Genomic DNA, 18,561 nt, shown 5'->3' on the forward strand with positions numbered 1-18,561 from the left:
CGGCCGACCCAGGACCATCGACCCACGAAAACACTCCCCGGCTTTTAGCGCGTACGGTCGTGGGCGCCCTGCCGGCGGTGTAGTCCTACGGTGGGGTGCCGGAGTTCTGGGGACGGGGCAGTGACGGTCGCCCGCCGCACAGGCAGGGCAGCGGCCACCCTCGTCCAGGGTGCATGACGGGGGCGCCGGGGTGTGAAAAGTGTTATGGCCGGGGCGCTCGCTCGTCTCCTGTTGCGACAACCGCTCACCAGAGCAGTCATCCCTGCTCCCGTACGAGGATGTATCGCATGCAACATGACGGGTCCGACGGGACCGACGCGTTTCCGGACCGCCGCACGGTCGAGGCAGCCCGGAACGGGGACGCCGTGGCCGTCGAACGGCTCACCGCAGGCGCCCTGCCGCTGGTCTACAACGTGGTCGGGCGGGCGGCGGAAGCCGACCTCGACGTCGACGACATCGTGCAGGACACCATGGTCGCGGTGATCCGCGCGCTGCCGGACCTGCGGGACGCAGCCAAGTTCCGGTCGTGGCTGGTGGCCATCGCGGTCCGCCAGCTCACCGACGCCCGGCGCCGGGCGCGGAGCGGGCGACTGACGGCACTGGAGCACGCCGACGAACGGCACTCACCGGAACCCGACTTCGCGGCCCTCTTCCTGCTGCGGCAGTCGCTCTCCGCGGAACAGCGGCAGGTCGCCGCAGCCACCGCGTGGCTCGACCCGTCGCACCGCGACCTGCTGTCGTTGTGGTGGCTGGAAGCGTGCGGACGGCTGTCCCGGAAGGACATCGCGAGGGCTCTGAAGCTTCCCGCGGCCCATCTGGCCGTCCAGGTCCAGCGGATGAAGACCCAGCTGGACCTGGCGCGGACGGTCGTGCGAGCCCTGTCCCGCACTCCGCGTTGCCCGGAGCTGTCCTCGCTCGTCGGCGCGGGGGACCCGACTCCCAGTCCTCTGCTGCGCAAGCGGGTCGCCCGGCACCTGCGTTCCTGCGAGGCGTGCGGTCATCCCGCTGGCCGTCTGGTCCCGCCCGAGCGGCTGCTCGCCGGCCTGCCCCTGCTTCTACCGGGCCGCATGGGGAACTCCGCGGTGCCCGGGGCGACGGGGTGGAGCGGGCCTTCTGGTCAGCCCGCGCTCGGGGAGGCGGGGAGCGCGGCGGACGCCGTCGGCGGGCCGCCTTCGGGCGCGGACGCTCCGCTCGAGGCAGGTGGGGCCGCCGACGCCGGTGGCTGCTTCAACCCGTCCGCGACCGTCCGGCACACCGCTCACCGGCCCGCGCCGAGCGGACACGGTCGTCGCGCGGCCGGTCGCCCACGGGACGACCACGGGACGCTCGGCGGACTCTCCGCCAAGGCGACGGGCGCGAGCGTCGCCGCCGGGGTGACCGCGCTCGTTGTGACAGGCCTCGTCATGCTCCCGGCACCGGCCGAGCGCACCGCCGGCACGCACAGTACGGCCAACCAGCTGAGCCCGTCGACGCCGACCGGGACGCCCGCCCCCACCAGGCCCAGGAGCCCCCGTCCGCGCGGCCCCGAGCCGGCCGCCGCCGAGAGCCGCACCCCCGCTCCGTCCCGCGTCGCCGCGCGCGCTTCACGTACGTCCCCGTCCGCGAAGACCCCTGCCCCCACCTACTTCGTGAGCTCCAACGGCAGCGACTCCAACCCCGGAACATCGGCCGGATCGCCGCTGCGCACCCTGCAGAAGGCCGCGGACTTGGCCGGCCCCGGCGACGTCGTCGCCGTCATGAACGGCACCTACACCGAGGCCCGCAAGGGCAGCAACGTGCTGACCATCAAGCGCTCGGGGCGCCCGGGAGCCCCCATCACCTTCATGGCGTACCCCGGCCACCGGCCGGTCGTGAACCCGAAGACGGCCTGGAACGGCATCAGCGTCTACGGCGCGTCCCACATCGTCATCAAGAACCTGGAGGTCAAGGGCAACAACGCCGCCCTGTCCCTGGCCGACGCCGAACGCTCGTCGAGCAAGAGCGACCCCACGTACAACACCAACTGCATATCCGTGGAGAAGAACCGGCAGTCCGGCTCCTTCCCCCACCACGTCGACATCACCGGCAACCTGGTGCACGGCTGCGCGGGCGGCGGGATCTCCGCCATCGAGGCCGACCACGTCGACATCATCGGCAATCAGGTCCACTCCAACTCCTGGTTCACCGTCCACGGCACCAGCGGCATCTCCGTCCTCACTCCCCGCGACTCCGGCGCCGGGGACCCTCGGGCGTACAAGATCCGCATCACCGGCAACCGCGTCCACGGCAACGAGACCAAGGTCAAGTGGGAAGGCTGCCGCTGCTACTCCGACGGCAACGGCATCATCGTCGACACGACGAAGGGCGACCCCGAGCGGGCGAGACCGGCCTACAACGGACGCGTACTGGTTGCCAACAACATCAGCTACGACAACGGCGGCTCAGGCATCCACGCCTACAAGAGCCAGCACGTCGACATCGTCCACAACACGGCCTACCTCAACGGCCGCAGTACCCGCATCAAAACTCCCTACGCCAACATCTTCGCCCACGACAGCACCGACGTACGGCTCCTCAACAACATCGCCTACGGTCGCCGGGGCCAAGCCACCAACAGCAAGTCCCACAACGAGGACGTCACCTACGACTACAACCTCTACTTCGGCGGCGAGGCACCTGAGATGAAAGGCCCGCACGACATCATCGCCGACCCGGAGTTCACCGCCCCCGGCAAGAGCCCGAATGCGGACTTCCGGCTCACCAAGAGCTCACCCGCCATCGACTCCGCCACCCCGCTCCCGGCCGTGAGGACCGACTTCACCGGGAGCTCCCGTAAGGGCGGCACACCGGACCGGGGCGCCTACAGCTTCGGAGCCGCCACAAGCGACGGCGACTCGTCGGTGCCAGGTCAGGCGAGCCCGAACGCGGATGCCGACGACTCGAACGCGGATCCCTCAGCCGCGGCCGGTGGGGCCGGCGGCAAGCACGCCGCACCATCCGACGCGGCCGCCGGCAACGACTCCGGCCGCACAGCCCACGGCGGCAACGGACCGCTGGCGAGCACCGGAGCGACCGACCCGCTGTTGCCGCTGGGCATCGGCGCGGGCGTCCTGGTCGCCGGGGCCGGCTTGCTCGTGCTCGCCCGGCGCAGGCGTGACTGAAACGTCCGGCTGTCCCCGGGGCACCTGGGAGGGCCCGGACCTTTGTGGTGGCGAGGAAGACGAGTGCGCGGACCTTGCACCGTGCCGGTGCTCGGGCACCGCGTCGGCCGACTCAGCTGCGAGCGCGCTGCCTGCCGCATCGGCGGGCCGCGCCACGGCTCACGTCATCTTCGCGCTGGAGGAAGAGCACGGTGCCCGATCCCACCGTGCCGGGGCCTGCGACCGGCGAGGGTGAACGGATGAGGCAAGTGGCCGGTGGGTCATGCCCCGAGAGGGCTGCCCCGTACGATGAGTCCCGTGACCAGGTGCACCCGCAGCAGCAGCCGCCCCGCCGGGCGGCTGTTCGTGCTGCTGGTGTTGGCGGTCCTGGCCGGGGTGCTGGGCATGCACGGCCTGGCGCCGGGCGCGGCCGTCGCGGCGCAGGCGGGAGCCGGCCACGAGATGGCCATGGCCTCCGCCGACGGCGTCGCGCGCGCGGACGGGGGATGCTCGCACACGGACGGCGGGTCGGGACATCTCGATCACGCCGACGCCACCTGTGCGGCCACGGGTACCGGCTCGCCCTACACACCGCCGGCCCTGACCGTCGGCATGGCGCTGCCCACACCTGCCGCCACCGGCCCCGTCACCGCGCCCAGCGGCTCGTCGCATGACGGACGGGCTCCGCCCGACCTGTCCGAGCTGCAGCTTCTGCGGATATAGAGAGGCCCGCCCGGCACCCCCTCGCGCCCCGTGGCGTGGGTGCCGTGCTCCGGCATGCCCTTCATCCGATCCACCGCGCGCCGTGACCCGGCGCGCATCAAGGAGCTGCACGACCATGATCCGCACGCGTTCCCTGTTCCGCCGTACCGCTGTCGTCGCCGCCGCAGGTACGGCTGCACTCGTCCTGGCCGCCTGCGGCGGCGACGGCGACGACTCGTCCGGGCACGGCGGCCACGGCAGCAACAGCGCTTCCCCCGCCGCTTCCGCCTCGGCGTCCCAGGGGCAGCACAACGCGGCTGATGTCGCCTTCGCCGCGGGGATGATCCCGCACCACCGCCAGGCCGTGGAGATGGCCGACCTCGCACCCGAGCGGGCACAGTCGGCTGAGGTGAAGAAGCTCGCCGCGGACATCAAGAAGGCCCAGGACCCCGAGATCAGGACGCTGTCGGGCTGGCTGACCTCGTGGGGCGAGAAAGTACCCGCCGAGGGAGCGATGGACCACTCCATGCACGGCGGGGAGTCCGGCGGCATGATGACCATGCAGGAGATGGACCAGCTGGAGAAGACCTCCGGCAAGGCGTTCGACACCGCCTTCATGGAAATGATGATCAAGCACCACGAGGGCGCGGTCGAGATGGCTGAGACAGAGCAGGCCGACGGCGCCCACGGCCCGGCCAAGAAGATGGCCGGGCAGATCATCACCTCACAGAGCGCGGAGATCGAGCAGATGAACAAGCTGCTCGGCAAGGACTGACACACTCTCCCGCGAGCACGGGGCGGGCACCGCTGGTGCCCGCCCCGCACCGGGGCACACCACGCTTGCCGCTTGCCCCCTGCCGCCTGCTCCTGCTCACCGCTGCCGGGCTGCTGCCGGCAGGTACAGATGCGCTGCTGCGAGGCGGCGACGACTTGACTCCCTAATGTTCAGCACTAAACTCGACGGCATGCGGCACCCTGATCGTGAGCACGTGAGCGTCGAGCTGTTCGGGCAACTCGTTCGAGCCGTGCACGCCATCTCCCAGGCGGGGGCGCGTGAGCTGCGCTCCGAGGGCCTCACGCCCGCCCAGTACAAGACCCTGGCCATGGTGGCCGCGCGCCCCGACATGCAGCAACGCGACCTGAGTGACGCCCTCGGGGTGACCAAGGGCAACATCTCCATGCTCGTGGCCAGGCTGGAATCGGACGGGCTCCTCTCCCGCACTCCTGCCGGAGCTGCCTACCTCCTCAGGCTGACGCCGGACGGTCGGGACCTGGTGAACAGGCTCAGACCGCAGCACGCCCGCTTCATGGCCGCATGCTTTGCACCGCTCTCCGATGACGAGCTCGACACGCTCGGGGGACTCCTGTCCCGCCTGGAGGTCGATCGCCCCTGATCCTGCCGTTCGGCAGGAGCGAAGGTTCAGTACTGAACATTGGATATCACCGTGAACAAGCAATCCACAGAGGGCAAACGGAACGCCGCTCTCCGGCCCGTACTCGCTTCGGCTGCGCTCGGGGCGCCGGCGGCGATCCTGCTCACCCTCCCGCTTTACGGGGCTGCCCGTCTCGCCGGCAGTGACCTGCACGTCGTAACGCCCGGCAGTGCCTCGGGCACGGTGCCGCTCGCCGCGGTGATCGGAGCGTGTCTTGCTGCTGCGGTCGCCGGCGGCCTCCTGGCGGTGATCTTGGCCGGGCGTGCTCACGCCCGCCGGCTCTACCTCGTCCTCACCGCGGCAGGCCTCGTTCTTTCTTTCGGATCGCCGTTCGGGGCCGCCGAAACCACAACCACCGCGCTCTGGCTCTGCGCCATGCACCTCACGGCTGCCGTGGGCATCATCGCGCCGACCGCCCGCACCCTCGGAAGGACCACGTCATGAAGCACCTCACCGGGAAGTACGCGGTCATCACCGGTGGAACCGATGGAATCGGAGCGGCGACCGCCCGCGCCATGCGCGACCGAGGGGCCGAGGTCGTCATCATCGGCCGCTCCCCGGCCAAGGCCGCGAGCATGGAGAAGGAACCGGCCCTCAACGGAGGCTCCCTGCGCGCGCTGACCGCCGACTTCAGCTCCATGACGCAGGTGCGCTCCGTCGTGCGGCAACTGGCCGAGAACCACCGCCACATCGACTTCCTCGTCCACGCTGTCGGCATTCTCATCACCAAAGCCCAATACACCGACGAGGGCTTGGAGAAGGACTTCGCGGTGAGCTACCTGTCCCGCTACGTCTTCCTGGAGGAAGCGGCGGCGCTCGGCCTGATCGGGCCGGCCACCCGCATGGTCAACATCGCTGCCTCGGCACCGGAGGTCCCGAGGTACGCGCGCATGGAGTTCGACGACCTGGGGGCAGTGCGTGCCCGCACCGGCATGAAGGCCCACGGCCAGGCCCAGCTGGCCAACGACCTTCTTACCGCGCAGGCAGCCGACCGATACGGCATCACCGCCGTCGGTTACGGCCCCGGAGCGGTGAACACCAGCATCCGCCGGGAAGTCCCGAAGATCCTGCAGGCCGTCATGAAGCCGTTCTACGCCAGGGCCACACGCCAGCCGCAGGACGTGGCTGCGGACCTTCTCGCCCTCTTGGTCGACGAACCGACCCCGCTTTCCAGCACCACCTTCGCCAACCGCAACGGCCGCTTCGCCCCCTCGGCGTACCTCGCCGACCCCCACCGCCAAGCCGACCTGCTCAGCATCAGCGAGGCCCTGGCCCGCCAGGCGGCGCAGAGGGGCTGACAGCACATGCAGCGACCGTCAGCCAGGTCCAGCGGTTCCGGCCACCGCATCGAGCACCCGGGCAGCGGAGAAGGCGACTGATCCTCAGGGCCGTTGCACGCGAACGTAGTGGAACTCCGCCGTCGCGCCGCTGCCTCCCATGGCGCCCAGGCCGATCCGGATCCGGCTGTCCTGCGGAAGCGTCCACGTGCCGCCCGCGGTCCAGGTGCGTCCGTCGCGGCTGGTGTAGGCACGCAGGAGGTGCTCGCCCGTGGAGGGGGCGATGCGATGGCGCAGCCGAAGCCAGGTCGTTTCGGCCGGTGGTCCCACCGTCATCGAGCCGTACGCCGGCCGGCCGGCGTACGGCTGCTCCTGGGCGAACTCGGTCTGCCGTGTGTTCCAGATCGCTGTGTGCGCGAGACGCAGATAGCGGTCGTCGTCGACGTAGGCGAGGACGCCCGCCTGCTGGTAGTTGCGGACGGTCTCGACGCCGACGTCCAGGCGCACCCTCGTCTCCACGGTCCAGGCGCCCTCGGGGGCGTCCCGCAGCAGGAGCGAGGCCGAGTTGTTGTCCTTGTGCAGGTCGGCGTCCTGGGTGGGCCACACGAGGCGCCCGTTCTCGATGCGGGCGGCGGGAGTGCGCAGCCAGGTCCAGCCCGGCCGCGGCCGTTCCCCGTCGAAGTCCTCACTGAAGACGACGGAGCCCGTCGGGGCAGTGCCCGCGGGGGAGAGCGGCAACGGGGCGGGCCCTGATGACGGCCGCCGGGTGACGGGAGCGGGCTGCGGGGTGTCCGACGCACCGCGTCCCCCGCGGACGAGCGGCCAGCCCTCGACCCAGTCGAGACGGTCGATGAGCATGGGGCGGCGGTTGATGCCGTACGGCTCGTCGAGGTACGGGTTCCGGCGGTCGATGGCGTGGTAGACGATCCAGTCCTGACCGGCCAGGTCGGTGACCATGGCGTTGTGCCCCGTGCCCACCCAGCGGTTGCCGTTCGGGCTGAGGACGACGGTGCCGCCCGTGCGGGACGCGGTCAGTGGAACGCCTTCGCGGTCGAGGAAGGGTCCGCGCACCGAGCGGGAGCGTCCGACGAAGACGGAGTAACCCGTTGTCGGGCCGGCGCAGCAGTCGCCCGACGAGGCGAACAGGTACCACCAGCCCCCGCGGCGGACGACGTAGGCGCCTTCGAAGCGGTTGTCGGTGGCGACCATGACCGGCTCGCCCATGGCGCGCGTGCCGTCGGTGGAGAGGCGGGTGACCCAGATACCGCCGTAGTAGGAGCCGTAGTAGAGGTAGCGCGTGCCGTCGGTGTCGACGACATGGGCGGGGTCGTACGTCCACTTGAAGTCGTCAGAGCCGCCTGGCCCGTGGCGCGGGGCGACGACCGGTTCGTCGTGCGTGGTCCATGGTCCCGCAGGCGTCGGGGCCGTGGCCACGGCGATCGCGGAGTCGTTGCGCTCGGCCGTGGTGGTGGTCTGGGTCACCACGTAGTACAGCCAGTACCTCCCGTCGCGGTAGGTGACGTCGGGAGCCCAGTAGGACGCGTCGGCGGCAGCCCAGTCGGGGCGGTTGCCGTCGTCGAGAGCGTCCGCCACATGGTCCCAGTGCACCAGGTCGGCGGACCGCGAGATCGGGAGGAAGTGGGGCTTGCCCTCTCCGCTGCGAAGCGGGTCCGTGGTGCCGAACGCGTACCAGTATCCGTCGTGGCTGCGGATGACGGCCGGGTCCGCGTAGGTGTCCGCCATGCCGGCCGAGACCGGATTGACGTAGGCGCCGGCCGGACCGTGTGCCGCTTCGGCCGCCGCGCCGGGAGTGGCGGCGGGGACCGCGACCAGAGCGGCGAGGGTCATCGCCGTCAGGAGTGGACGTGGGGCCCTGCGCAGGAGTGGACCGATGCCGACCATAGGGGCTCCTGGTCTATGAGGAAGGGGAGCGGAGCCCCGTTTTACAACGCTGTATCAGCGTTGTACAAGACAACCGACCGCAGTCGGTCCGCGAGCAATCGGCACCACGGCAGCTGACAGTGCTCTCTCCCGAGGCGCAGGGCGGTGCGCGCGGCGTGCGGCAGGAGGCGCCGACCCGGCGCGTCCGGGTGCTGATCACTGTCCTGCCGGTGAGCTCGCTGAACGTTCGCGTCCCGAGAATCGGTCCGGGGCGGCCCCGCACGAAACCCGACAGCATCGCGGCCGACAAGGGATACAGCAACGGCCCGTGCCGTGAACACTTGAGGCGCCGGGGCATCCAGCACTCGATCCCGGAGAAGACCGACAGTCAGGCCGCCCGCCTGCGCAACGGCTCACGCGGCGGACGGCCACCCGGCTGCGACGAGGAGCGGTACAAGAAACGCACCACGGTCGATCGAGCGATCGACAGGCTGAAGCAGTCCCGGGCCGTCGCCACCCGCTGTGACAAGCGCGGCTACGTCTTCCTCGGCACCGCCACAGCAGCTGCCCTTGTCATCTGGCTCCGAACGTGATCACCCGGACGGACTTACGGTGTGCCGCCACCCTTCCGGTTACCACCAGCGAGCTGACCCACCATCATGACGAGGAGGCCGGCCAGGAGCATCGTGCCGCCGATCAGCGTTCCCGCTGGCCGAGCGCCGGAATCGCTGATCAACAACCCGAAGACCAGCTGCCAGCACAGCGCAAAGGCCAACACCAGCTGACCCCAGCCGTAGACCCGCGGGGCGCGAACATGCCGCCGGTTCATAGGGAGCACCCAGCCGCGGGTAACCGCCGCAACGCCGGAGGCGGCGATGAGCAGCGCCAACAGCGCAAGAGGCATGGCGAGGTATGGCTCCACGGATCCTCCCCGGCGTGCCGAGCCCACGCCCGACGACAGCCTGATCATGACACCCGCTGCATCGGGCGTCCATAACTCCACGGACCCCGTGATCGCCCGGACAAGTCCTAAGTGTCGGCGTCTCGGTCCGTCCCGGTCAGTGAGCACGACTTGCCGACTGCCTTGGGCAGTTCGGGTTCGATCTGGGCCCGCACGCGCGTGATCCCAGAGCCGCGGTAGTCCGAGACGAGCTGGTCCGGGAACTTCGAGACCATGATCAATAGGTGCTCGCCCGGCTTCCAGCGTTCGTAGGCGCCCTGGGCGGCAGGATCGGGAACGTTCAAGGAGACCCGCTCTCTCCCCGTCGCCGGCCAGAGCCGGTCGTTGACGGCGAAGGTGAGGATGACCCGCCCTGGCTGCCTGGCATCGCGGACGGAGACCACGTTGCCCTCCGCGATGAACCGCGAGCACGCGATCGTGCCGGCCCAACTCAGCTTTTCCCGGGCGCCACGGTCGGCGGCCTCCGAAGAGCCGTCTGCTCCGTCCGCCCACAACGACAGGGACAAGAGCCCTGCAACCCCTGTTGTCCCGGCGGCGAGTGCTGCCGCCGACCACAGCTTGTGCCGGCGCTGCCGCTGTCGCAGCTTCGACGCTGCATCCCGACCGCCGGCAGCCGCACCGCCTTCAGCGGCTGCGTCCCCGGTCAGTTCGAAGGCGGCCTGCGGCCGTGCGGGCTTCTGCCGGTGGGCCATCCACGGCTCCTTCCGTCGTTGCCCGGACGAAGAAGTCTGCGGAAACCTTCGGCGCGTGTACAGATCCGGCGCAGCACCCGAGTCCACGCGCCGAGACGTGTCCCTGCCGGGCGTGTTCGACCCCAGGGCGGCTGGCCAGCTCATCACCGCGTCGTGAGACGTGTACGAGCACGCGAAGGCCCGGCCGCACGTGGGGGCGACCGGGGGTGTGAGGGTCAGCAGCTCTCTGTGTCCTCGACCGCGAACAGGGTCACCTTGGTGTCCGTAGTGTGGGTGCCGGCCTCGGGTTCCTGGCTGCATTCGCGGTGGCCCCGTTACTGGGCTTCCCGGCGGCGGTGTCCGGATTGCCGGAGCCGGTGTCGGCGGTGTCTGCGCAAGCGGTGAGCATGCGAAGTGCCGCGGCGGTGAATGCACCGGTGGTGTGCAGGATACGTATGGTCCGTGGCGAAAATAGGTCGGTGCAGGTGTCGTTCGGGCTGTGTTCTCGTACACCTCGTCGAACCGGAGCCCGGTCTGTGAACTCGGCCCGCCCGCCGTCCATATGAGCGCTAGTCTCGGTCCTTCGCGACGGCGGGCACGTGGAGTCGAGGAGCCGTATGCCGAGAAGAACCGTCCCTTGGGTGATCGCGTTGTGCCTCGCCCTGCTCACCGGCTGCGCGGGCGCGGCGGACGGAGAGGCAGGTGGAGGCCGCAAGGCGGCGGCGCCCTCGGACCCGGCCGGAACACCGGCACCGCCGGCGGCCTCCACGGCTGCCGCGGCCTCGCCCTCCGCCGCCCCGGGCACCCCGGCGGGGAAGGCCGGGACCTGCGGCGCCCGGCCCGGCCCGGAGGACGCCACACGGCCGTACACGGAAGGCACCTACCGGGTCCCGCAGGACATCTGCCCCGGCCTGTACTCCACGCTCGGTGCCATCGACGCCTCCGAAGGCCGGTGCAGCATGGCCAACAAGTCGTCGGACATCCACCACAAGGTGAAGTCCGTCAACACGCCCGTCGGCCAGATGGCGACGTTCCAGGTGGAACCGGCCGACGAGGTGATCGTCGTCTCCGACAACTGCGAGCCCTGGCTGCGAGTCGAGTAGCCGTGGCCCGTGGCCCGTGGCCCGTGGCCGTAGCCGTGGCCATGGGGCCTTTCTGGTCGCCGCCGGGACCGGGTCGGGGGCTCCGCCTCTCGAAAACGCCCTGCGGCGTCCGATGTGGCGGCCTGCGCCCGTGAGGGGGCCGGTGGTCAGTCCTTGCCGGTCGGCTCCAAGGCGGCCACCGCCTCCTTCGCGGCCTTGATGGCGCCCTTGTTGATCGTGTCCGTGTCGGGCGCCTTCTTCGACTCGAAGTCGCTGCCGTTGTAGGTGACCGTCACCAGCGCGTTGGAGACGCGGGCGACGACGGCGCCCTCCCGGGTCTGCTGCTTGTCCTCGGTGGTGAGGTTCACGACGGAGTACGCCTCGTCGCCCAGACCGGGAACGGCCCCGCCGCCGCTGCGCTTGGCGGTCGTCGACCGGTAGGACGCGGCGGCGGCCTCGTCCGACGCCAGGATCTCGAAGGAGACGTCGAGCCAGCGGTAGTCGTAGCCCTTGAGCGCGTTCCAGGAGCAGGTGCGGCGCACCTGCGTGTCCGTGGACGGGATCTCCTTGCCGGCCGTCTTCGCACCCGGCACCAGCGCCTCGACCGTCTTCTTCGCGACGCTGTCACAGGGGGCGGGCGAGGCCGTGTACGTCTTCGGCACCGCCGATGTCGACGGGGCGGAGGCGGTCTGGGTCCGGGTCTTGTCCTCGGCCGGCTTGTGCGCGGCGGCCGACGGGGCGGCCAGCGGCCCGGAGGTCAGCGCCCAGCCCGCGGCGGCGAGCACGACGACCGGAGACAGGCGTGCCGTCAGGGCCAGAGGAAGGGGGAGGGAAGGCACGGCGCACGGCGCCCTTCTCGTGGGGGACGGACGGTGCGGAACGGGTCCGCACGGCGGACGGGGACGCCAGTGTCACACGAGTGCCTGTGGCGTGGAAGGGGCGACCGGGCACCCGGCCCGGACCGCCACCGTTCGCACCGGACCGGTCGCGCTGCGCAGCCCGGAAACGGCACCTTCACCCGCGTTGCGGGCAAATCCGGACTTGCTGCGCCTGGTAGCGGTTGGCGGCGGTTGGCCGCGATGTGAGGACCCGTGAGGTACCGCGCGTCCCGCCGTGCACACCCCGCCGTGCACACCCCGCCGTGGCGCCGCGCGAGGTTTGCGCCGCGACGCGAGTGGGGCAGGGGGAGCGGTGGCCCACGACGACGAGAGGCAGCGCAGCCCTATGTTCACGTCCCGCCCCACCCTCCAGGGCACCTTCGGCATGGTGGCCTCCACCCACTGGCTCGCCTCGCAGTCGGCCATGGCCGTGCTGGAGGACGGCGGCAACGCTTACGACGCGGCGGTGGCCGGCGCGTTCGTCCTGCACGTCGTGGAGCCGCACCTCAACGGGCCGGCCGGCGAGGTGCCGATCCTGCTCGCCCCGGCCGGCGGTGAGGTGCGCGTGCTGTGCGGGCAGGGTGTCGCCCCGGCCGGGGCCACCGTCGCCCACTACCGGGGACTCGGGCTGGACCTCGTCCCGGGCACCGGGCCCCTGGCCGCCGCCGTGCCGGGCGCCTTCGACGCCTGGATGCTGCTGCTGCGCGACCACGGCACCAAACCGCTCGACGACGTGCTGAAGTACGCCATCGGCTACGCCGAGCACGGCCACGCGCCCGTGGAGCGTGTCGGCGAGACCGTCGAGACGGTCCGCGAGCTGTTCGAGACGGAGTGGACCTCCTCGGCCGAGATCTACCTGCCGGGCGGGAAGGCCCCGCGCCCCGGCGAGCTGTTCCGCAACCCCGTCCTCGCCGGCACCTGGAGGCGGCTCCTCGCCGAGACCGCCGGGGCCGGCGACCGCGAGGCGCGCATCGAGGCCGCACGGGAGGTGTGGCGCACGGGCTTCGTCGCCGACGCCCTGGCCCGGCAGGCCGCCCGCCCCACGGCGGACACCAGCGGCACCCGCCACACCGGCACCCTCACCGCCGCCGACCTCGCCGGCTGGTCCGCGACCTACGAGAACCCGGTGACGTACGACTGGAACGGCTGGACCGTGTGCAAGCCCGGCCCCTGGAGCCAGGGCCCGGTCCTGCTCCAGCAACTCGCCCTGCTCCCGCCCGCACTGCCGCCCTACGGCTCGGCCGACTACGTCCACCTGCTGATCGAGAACTGCAAGCTGGCCATGGCCGACCGCGAGGCCTGGTACGGCGACGCGGCCGACGTCCCGCTCGGCGACCTGCTGTCGCAGGAGTACAACGCGGCCCGCCGCGCCCTGGCCGGCGAGCGGGCCGACCACGACCTGCGGCCCGGCAGCCCCGGCGGCCGCACCCCGCGTCTGTGCGCCCACGCGCGCGTGGCCGCCGCCGCGCAGGAGGGGTTCGACGCCCTCGGCGTCGGCGAACCGACCGTCGCCAAGGGCCCGGCGTCCCCGGTGCCGGGCGAGCCGGAGGTCCTCGCGGACGGCACCACCCGGGGCGACACCTGCCACCTCGACGTCGTCGACCGCTGGGGCAACATGGTCTCGGCCACGCCCAGCGGCGGCTGGCTGCAGTCCAACCCCGTCGTACCGGAACTGGGCTTCCCGCTCGGCACCCGCCTGCAGATGACCTGGCTGGAGGAGGACCTGCCCAACTCCCTCACCCCCGGCCGCCGCCCCCGCACCACGCTGACGCCCTCCCTCGCCCTGCGCGACGGCGTGCCCGTCATGGCGTTCGGCACGCCCGGCGGGGACCAGCAGGACCAGTGGCAGCTGCACTTCTTCCTCGCGGTCGCCCTGCGCGCCCCGGTGCGCGGAGGCCTCGACCTCCAGGGCGCCATCGACGCCCCGAACTGGCACAACGACAGTTTTCCCGGCTCGTTCTTCCCGCGGGGCATGCGCCCGGGCAGCGTCACCGTGGAGTCCCGGACCGACCCGGCCGTCGTCGCGGAACTGAGTCGCCGCGGCCACGAGGTGACCGTCGGCGGCCCCTGGTCCGAGGGCCGGCTGTGCGCGGTCGCACGCGACCCGGAGACCGGCGTGCTGTCCGCCGCGGCCAACCCGCGCGGCATGCAGGGCTACGCCGTCGGCCGCTGACCGGCGGCACGCGCTGTTCGTCGCGATTCCACCCGGGGTGCACCCGGCGGGTGGGGATTGTCAGTGCCGCGTGTTGTGATGGGGGAGTGATCGACAGCACCGAAACCATCGAAGAGTTTCTCGTACAGCACGCGTCCGACGTGGAAGAGGCCGTACGCAAGGCGGCCGCCGACGAGATCATGCCGCGCTGGCGCCGCCTCGCCGCGCACGAGGTCGACCAGAAGAACGGCCCGCACGACCTGGTCACCGACGCCGACCGCAAGGCCGAGCTGTACCTGACCGACGCGCTCGTCGCCCTGCTGCCCGGCTCGGCCGTGGTCGGCGAGGAGGCGGTCCACGCCAACCCCGCGTCGTACGAGGCGATCCGCGGCGACGCCCCGGTCTGGATCGTCGACCCGGTCGACGGGACACGGCAGTTCGTGCACGGCGACACCGGCTTCTGCACACTGGTCGCGCTGGCGCTCGGCGGCACCGTGCTCGCCTCCTGGACCTATGCGCCCGCCCGGGACCTGCTCGCCACCGCCGTCCGCGGCCGGGGGGCCCGGCTGGACGGCGAGCGCCTGTTCGCCGGGGCCCCGGAGCCCGGCCGGGACCTCGGCGTGGCCACCTCCCACCCCGACTACACGACGGACGAGCAGAAGCGTGCCCTGCTCGGCCTGCGCACCGACGGGGTGGCGCCGCGCCCGTGCGGCTCGGCCGGCCTGGAGTACCTCGCCGTCGCCCGCGGCGAACTCGACGCCGTGGCGTTCAGCTGGGAGGCCGCCTGGGACCACGCGGCGGGTCTGCTGCTCGTGGAGGAGGCGGGCGGCGTCCACCTGACCCGCGACGGAGAGCCGTTCCGCATCACGGGAGGCAACACCCTGCCCTTCACCGCCGCCCGGGACGCCACCACGGCCCGCCGGGTGGTCGAGCTGCTCTCCGGCGGGGTGTGAGCGGGGAGCCCGCGATCGCGCACCGGCCACCGCCTCCTGCCGCCTCTTCCGGCCCGCCGCCCCGCTGACCGGCGGGCCGACGGGCCGGCGGGCGTGTCGCGCGAGGGACCCGGAACCGCCCGAGCCGCCTGACGCACCCGCCCTCCGGCCGGCCGGCGGGGAGGGGGCCCGGAGTCGTCGCAGGCCGTACGGCCCGGTGCACGCCGCGTGCGCCCCCGTCGGTTCCGGCCGTCCCGGGCCGCCTTTCCGCCGGAAGATCCCCCGCCGCCGGTGACCTTCCGCCCCCGGGCCTATCCTGATCCTCAGTGGCCGTCGGCTGACGAAGGGGTCCGAAGGTGCCGTCGATGCTCGATGCCGTCGTGGTGGGTGCGGGTCCGAACGGACTGACCGCGGCCGTCGAACTGGCCCGCCGCGGCTTCTCCGTCGCCGTCTTCGAGGCCCGCTCCACCGTCGGCGGCGGCTCCCGCACCGAGGAACTCACCCTGCCGGGCTTCCGGCACGACCCGTGCGCCGCCGCACATCCCCTCGGTGTCAACTCCCCGGCGTTCCGCGCGCTGCCGCTGGAGCGGCACGGCCTGGAGTGGCTGCACGCCGACCTGCCCATGGCGCACCCCTTCCCGGACGGCACGGCAGCCGTCCTGGCCCGGTCGGTGGGGGAGACGGCCGCCTCCTTCGGGCCGCGCGACGCCGGGGCGTACCGCAGGCTCGTCGAGCCGTTCCTGCCCAAATGGGACACCCTCGTTCGCGACTTCATGTCCCTGCCGCTGACCTCGCTGCCCCGCGACCCGGTCACACTCGCCCGCTTCGGCCTCACCGGACTGCCCCCGTCGACCCTGCTGATGCGGCGCTTCCGCGACGAACCGGCCCGGGCGCTGTTCGCCGGCCTCGTCGCCCATGTCATGGCCCCCCTGGGGGGGTTCGCCACGAGCGCCGTCGGCCTGGTCTTCGCCCTGGCCGCGCACGCACGCGGCTGGCCGGTCGCCCGCGGCGGCTCCCAGGCGATCTCCGACGCCCTCACCGGCCACCTCAGGGAACTCGGCGGCAGCGTCCACACCGATTACGAGGTCAAGCGGCTCGACGACCTGCCTCCGGCCCGTGCGTACGTCTTCGACACCTCGCCGACGGCCCTGGCCCGCATCGCCGGATTCGGCGACCACTACGCCGGCTACCGCTACGGACCGGGCGTCTTCAAGATCGACTACGCGCTCGACGGCCCGGTGCCGTGGACCGCGAAGGAGGCCCGGGCCGCCGGCACCGTGCAGGTCGGCGCGAGCAGCGCCGAGATCGGCACGGCCCTGCGCGCTGCGGCCCGGCAGGGCCGGGCCCCGGACGCACCGTTCCTGATCACCGTCCAGCCGAGCGTCGCCGACCCGACCCGGGCCCCCGAGGGCAAGCACGTCTTCTGGGTGTACGGCCACGTCCCGCACGGCTGGACCGGGGACCTCACCGACGCGATCGAACGCCAACTGGAGCGCTTCGCCCCGGGGTTCCGCGACCGCGTACTGGCCCGCGCCACCGCCGGACCGCCCGAACTCGCCGCCCGCAACGCCAACTACGTCGGCGGGGACATCGCCACCGGCGCGGCCTCGGGCCTGCAACTGCTGCTGCGCCCGAAGCTCACCGCCTTCCCGTACCACACCCCCCATCCGGCCGTGTTCCTCTGCTCGTCGGCGACTCCGCCGGGGCCCGGTGTGCACGGCATGTCGGGGCACAACGCGGCGAAGGCCGTCTGGAAGCGACTGAGGCAGACATGACCGACATCGTCCTGGTCCAGGGAGACATCACCCGCCGCCGCGTCGACGCCGTCGTCAACGCGGCCAACTCCTCGCTGCTCGGCGGGGGAGGGGTCGACGGCGCGATCCACCGCCGCGGGGGCCCCGCCATCCTGGAGGAGTGCCGCAGGCTGCGCGCCTCGCAGTACGGCCGGGGCCTGGCCACCGGGCAGGCCGTCGCCACGACCGCCGGCGACCTCGACGCCCGCTGGGTCATCCACACCGTCGGACCCGTCTTCTCCGCCTCCGAGGACCGGTCCGCCCTGCTCGCCTCCTGCTACCGCGAGTCCCTCCGCGTCGCCGACGGACTCGGCGCCCGCAGCGTGGCCTTCCCGGCCATCTCCACCGGGGTCTACGGCTGGCCCATGGACGACGGTGCGCGCATCGCCGTCGAGACGGTCCGGGCCGCGGACACGGCCGTCGAGCAGGTCGAGTTCGTGCTGTTCGACGAGCGGGCCCACGCGGTGTTCGCCGCGCGACTGGGCTGACGCCCGCCCGGACGGCTCACACGGGCTCCGGCTCGAAGTGCCCCAGCATGTCCCGTCCGGGCTGGACGACGCCGTAACTGCTCTCCGGCACGGCGTTCCAGACGCCCGGGAGGTCGCCCAGCGGCTCCGAGACGACCAGCCGCGTCTCGTCGGAGATGTGGCGCAGGAACGCCAGATCGGGATGCAGGGCCCGGATGTCCTCCACCCGGCTGCTGTAGTAGAGCGATCGGGAGTTGCCGCCGCTGGAGTAGCGGAAGAACCAGATGCACTCCCCGTCGGTGACCGCGATGGTCATCTGCAGCGGCTCCGGCACGCCGTGCTCCCGGGCGAGCCGCTCGACGAGCCCCGTCATCCGGGCCACCGCGCCCGGCGGATCGCGGTCGAGCCCGAGGGTGAGGGCCAGGTGGAACATCACCTCGGAGTCCGTCGTGCCCTCCAGCGACGGGAACAGGTCCGCGTCGACGCTCATCATGAGGTCCCGGCGCAGTTCCGAGAAGCCGGTGATCGCCCCGTTGTGCATCCACATCCAGCGTTCGTGGCGGAAGGGGTGGCAGTTGGTCTGCTGCACCGCCGTGCCCGTGGAGGCGCGGACATGGGCGAAGAACAGCGACGAGCGGACGTGGTCGGAGATCTCCCGCAGGTTGCGGTTGCTCCAGGCCGGTCCCGTGTCGCGGATGACGGCGGGCGTGCTCAGGTGCGAGGCGTACCAGCCGACGCCGAACCCGTCGCCGTTGGTGGTCTCCACGCCCATCCGGGCGTGCAGGCTCTGGTCGATCAGCGAGTGCTCCGGCTTGTACAGGACGTCGTCGAGCAGCACGGGAGTGCCGGAGTAGGCGAGCCAGCGGCACATGCGGGGTACCCCCGTTCCGAGCCGCCCGGGCGGGCCGGGTCCGGCTCCTCGGCTGTGGATACGACTTCGGCGCGCCGGGTCGAGAGCGCGTGCCCTCCAGCCAACCCCGGCCCCGGCACGGCCGCATCGCCCGCGGCGGGTGGTTATCGGGTGGTTGTACGGCGGATCGGGGCCCTTGAGGCGCGCGTGGCTGGGCCGCCCCTTCCGGCAGGCCGGGCCCCTGCTGCGCGTCGGCCCACTGCGGGAACCGGCCGAGGCCGACTGCGGGAACGGCCGAGGCCCACTGCGGGAACGGCCGAGGCCGGCTGCTGGATCCAACCGACGGCCGTCTCGGGACCGCCG

The 18,561-nt window shown here is 72.1% G+C and carries 17 protein-coding genes; 12 read left to right on the plus strand and 5 right to left on the minus strand.

Annotation, left to right across the window (positions count from 1 at the left end; translation table 11 throughout):
- Positions 1–287 precede the first annotated feature (287 nt).
- From ACFYWG_RS23475 to ACFYWG_RS23500, 6 genes are all read left to right on the plus strand, one after another.
- Positions 288–3,140 carry a sigma-70 family RNA polymerase sigma factor gene (locus tag ACFYWG_RS23475; RefSeq protein WP_389203311.1) on the plus strand — a complete coding sequence of 951 codons (2,853 nt, stop codon included), beginning with the start codon at positions 288–290 and terminating at the stop codon, positions 3,138–3,140.
- A 297-nt stretch (positions 3,141–3,437) separates the two neighbouring features.
- A complete protein-coding gene (locus tag ACFYWG_RS23480; protein ID WP_389203313.1) occupies positions 3,438–3,842 on the plus strand; it encodes a DUF6153 family protein in 405 nt (134 codons plus the stop codon).
- Between the two features lie 115 nt (positions 3,843–3,957).
- Entirely contained in the window at positions 3,958–4,596 is a 639-nt protein-coding gene (locus ACFYWG_RS23485) for a DUF305 domain-containing protein (protein WP_383498568.1), read from the plus strand.
- Between the two features lie 190 nt (positions 4,597–4,786).
- A complete protein-coding gene (locus tag ACFYWG_RS23490) occupies positions 4,787–5,215 on the plus strand; it encodes a MarR family winged helix-turn-helix transcriptional regulator (protein WP_389203316.1) in 429 nt (142 codons plus the stop codon).
- Positions 5,216–5,266: 51 nt separating this feature from the next.
- Complete coding sequence (locus tag ACFYWG_RS23495) at positions 5,267–5,698, plus strand: DUF6069 family protein (protein WP_389203318.1); 432 nt, start codon at positions 5,267–5,269, stop codon at positions 5,696–5,698.
- Positions 5,695–6,552, plus strand: a complete 858-nt coding sequence (locus tag ACFYWG_RS23500) for an SDR family NAD(P)-dependent oxidoreductase (RefSeq protein ID WP_389203320.1) — start codon at positions 5,695–5,697, stop codon at positions 6,550–6,552. Before ACFYWG_RS23495 ends, ACFYWG_RS23500 begins: the two co-directional genes overlap by 4 nt.
- Positions 6,553–6,636: 84 nt before the next feature.
- Here the strand turns inward: ACFYWG_RS23500 and ACFYWG_RS23505 are convergent, their stop codons facing one another.
- Positions 6,637–8,379 carry a family 43 glycosylhydrolase gene (locus ACFYWG_RS23505; protein WP_389203322.1) on the minus strand — a complete coding sequence of 581 codons (1,743 nt, stop codon included), beginning with the start codon at positions 8,377–8,379 and terminating at the stop codon, positions 6,637–6,639.
- Between the two features lie 173 nt (positions 8,380–8,552).
- Here ACFYWG_RS23505 and ACFYWG_RS23510 point away from each other — a divergent pair, with 173 nt between their 5' ends.
- Positions 8,553–9,005 carry a transposase gene (locus tag ACFYWG_RS23510; protein ID WP_389203324.1) on the plus strand — a complete coding sequence of 151 codons (453 nt, stop codon included), beginning with the start codon at positions 8,553–8,555 and terminating at the stop codon, positions 9,003–9,005.
- Between the two features lie 14 nt (positions 9,006–9,019).
- Here the strand turns inward: ACFYWG_RS23510 and ACFYWG_RS23515 are convergent, their stop codons facing one another.
- Complete coding sequence (locus tag ACFYWG_RS23515; RefSeq protein WP_383498552.1) at positions 9,020–9,334, minus strand: hypothetical protein; 315 nt, start codon at positions 9,332–9,334, stop codon at positions 9,020–9,022.
- 107 nt (positions 9,335–9,441) lie between these two features.
- Positions 9,442–10,065 (minus strand): hypothetical protein, encoded by a 624-nt coding sequence (locus ACFYWG_RS23520; RefSeq protein ID WP_389203326.1) that lies wholly within the window; start codon positions 10,063–10,065, stop codon positions 9,442–9,444.
- Between the two features lie 596 nt (positions 10,066–10,661).
- Here ACFYWG_RS23520 and ACFYWG_RS23525 point away from each other — a divergent pair.
- On the plus strand, positions 10,662–11,147 hold the full coding sequence (locus tag ACFYWG_RS23525; protein WP_389203329.1) for a hypothetical protein: 486 nt from the start codon (positions 10,662–10,664) through the stop codon (positions 11,145–11,147).
- Positions 11,148–11,293: 146 nt separating this feature from the next.
- On the opposite strand, the gene ACFYWG_RS23530 is transcribed toward ACFYWG_RS23525, so the two are convergent.
- A complete protein-coding gene (locus tag ACFYWG_RS23530; RefSeq protein WP_376324015.1) occupies positions 11,294–11,965 on the minus strand; it encodes a hypothetical protein in 672 nt (223 codons plus the stop codon).
- 385 nt (positions 11,966–12,350) lie between these two features.
- Between ACFYWG_RS23530 and ACFYWG_RS23535 the strand changes: the two genes are divergently transcribed.
- The 4 genes from ACFYWG_RS23535 to ACFYWG_RS23550 all read left to right on the plus strand — a co-directional run bounded on the left by ACFYWG_RS23535 (position 12,351) and on the right by ACFYWG_RS23550 (position 17,369).
- Positions 12,351–14,177 (plus strand): gamma-glutamyltransferase family protein, encoded by a 1,827-nt coding sequence (locus ACFYWG_RS23535; protein ID WP_389203530.1) that lies wholly within the window; start codon positions 12,351–12,353, stop codon positions 14,175–14,177.
- An 86-nt stretch (positions 14,178–14,263) separates the two neighbouring features.
- Complete coding sequence (locus tag ACFYWG_RS23540) at positions 14,264–15,109, plus strand: inositol monophosphatase family protein (RefSeq protein ID WP_376324017.1); 846 nt, start codon at positions 14,264–14,266, stop codon at positions 15,107–15,109.
- A gap of 335 nt (positions 15,110–15,444) precedes the next feature.
- Positions 15,445–16,863: a phytoene desaturase family protein gene (locus ACFYWG_RS23545; protein WP_389203332.1), complete on the plus strand. Its 1,419-nt coding sequence runs from the start codon at positions 15,445–15,447 to the stop codon at positions 16,861–16,863.
- Complete coding sequence (locus tag ACFYWG_RS23550) at positions 16,860–17,369, plus strand: O-acetyl-ADP-ribose deacetylase (protein WP_383498533.1); 510 nt, start codon at positions 16,860–16,862, stop codon at positions 17,367–17,369. Before ACFYWG_RS23545 ends, ACFYWG_RS23550 begins: the two co-directional genes overlap by 4 nt.
- 16 nt (positions 17,370–17,385) lie before the next feature.
- On the opposite strand, the gene ACFYWG_RS23555 is transcribed toward ACFYWG_RS23550, so the two are convergent.
- The gene (locus ACFYWG_RS23555) at positions 17,386–18,219 is read right to left on the minus strand and encodes a class II glutamine amidotransferase (protein WP_376324022.1); all 834 of its coding nucleotides are present in this window, start codon (positions 18,217–18,219) and stop codon (positions 17,386–17,388) included.
- Positions 18,220–18,561: the final 342 nt, after the last annotated feature.

This window comes from Streptomyces sp. NPDC003456 (assembly GCF_042878735.1).
GTDB lineage: Bacteria > Actinomycetota > Actinomycetes > Streptomycetales > Streptomycetaceae > Streptomyces.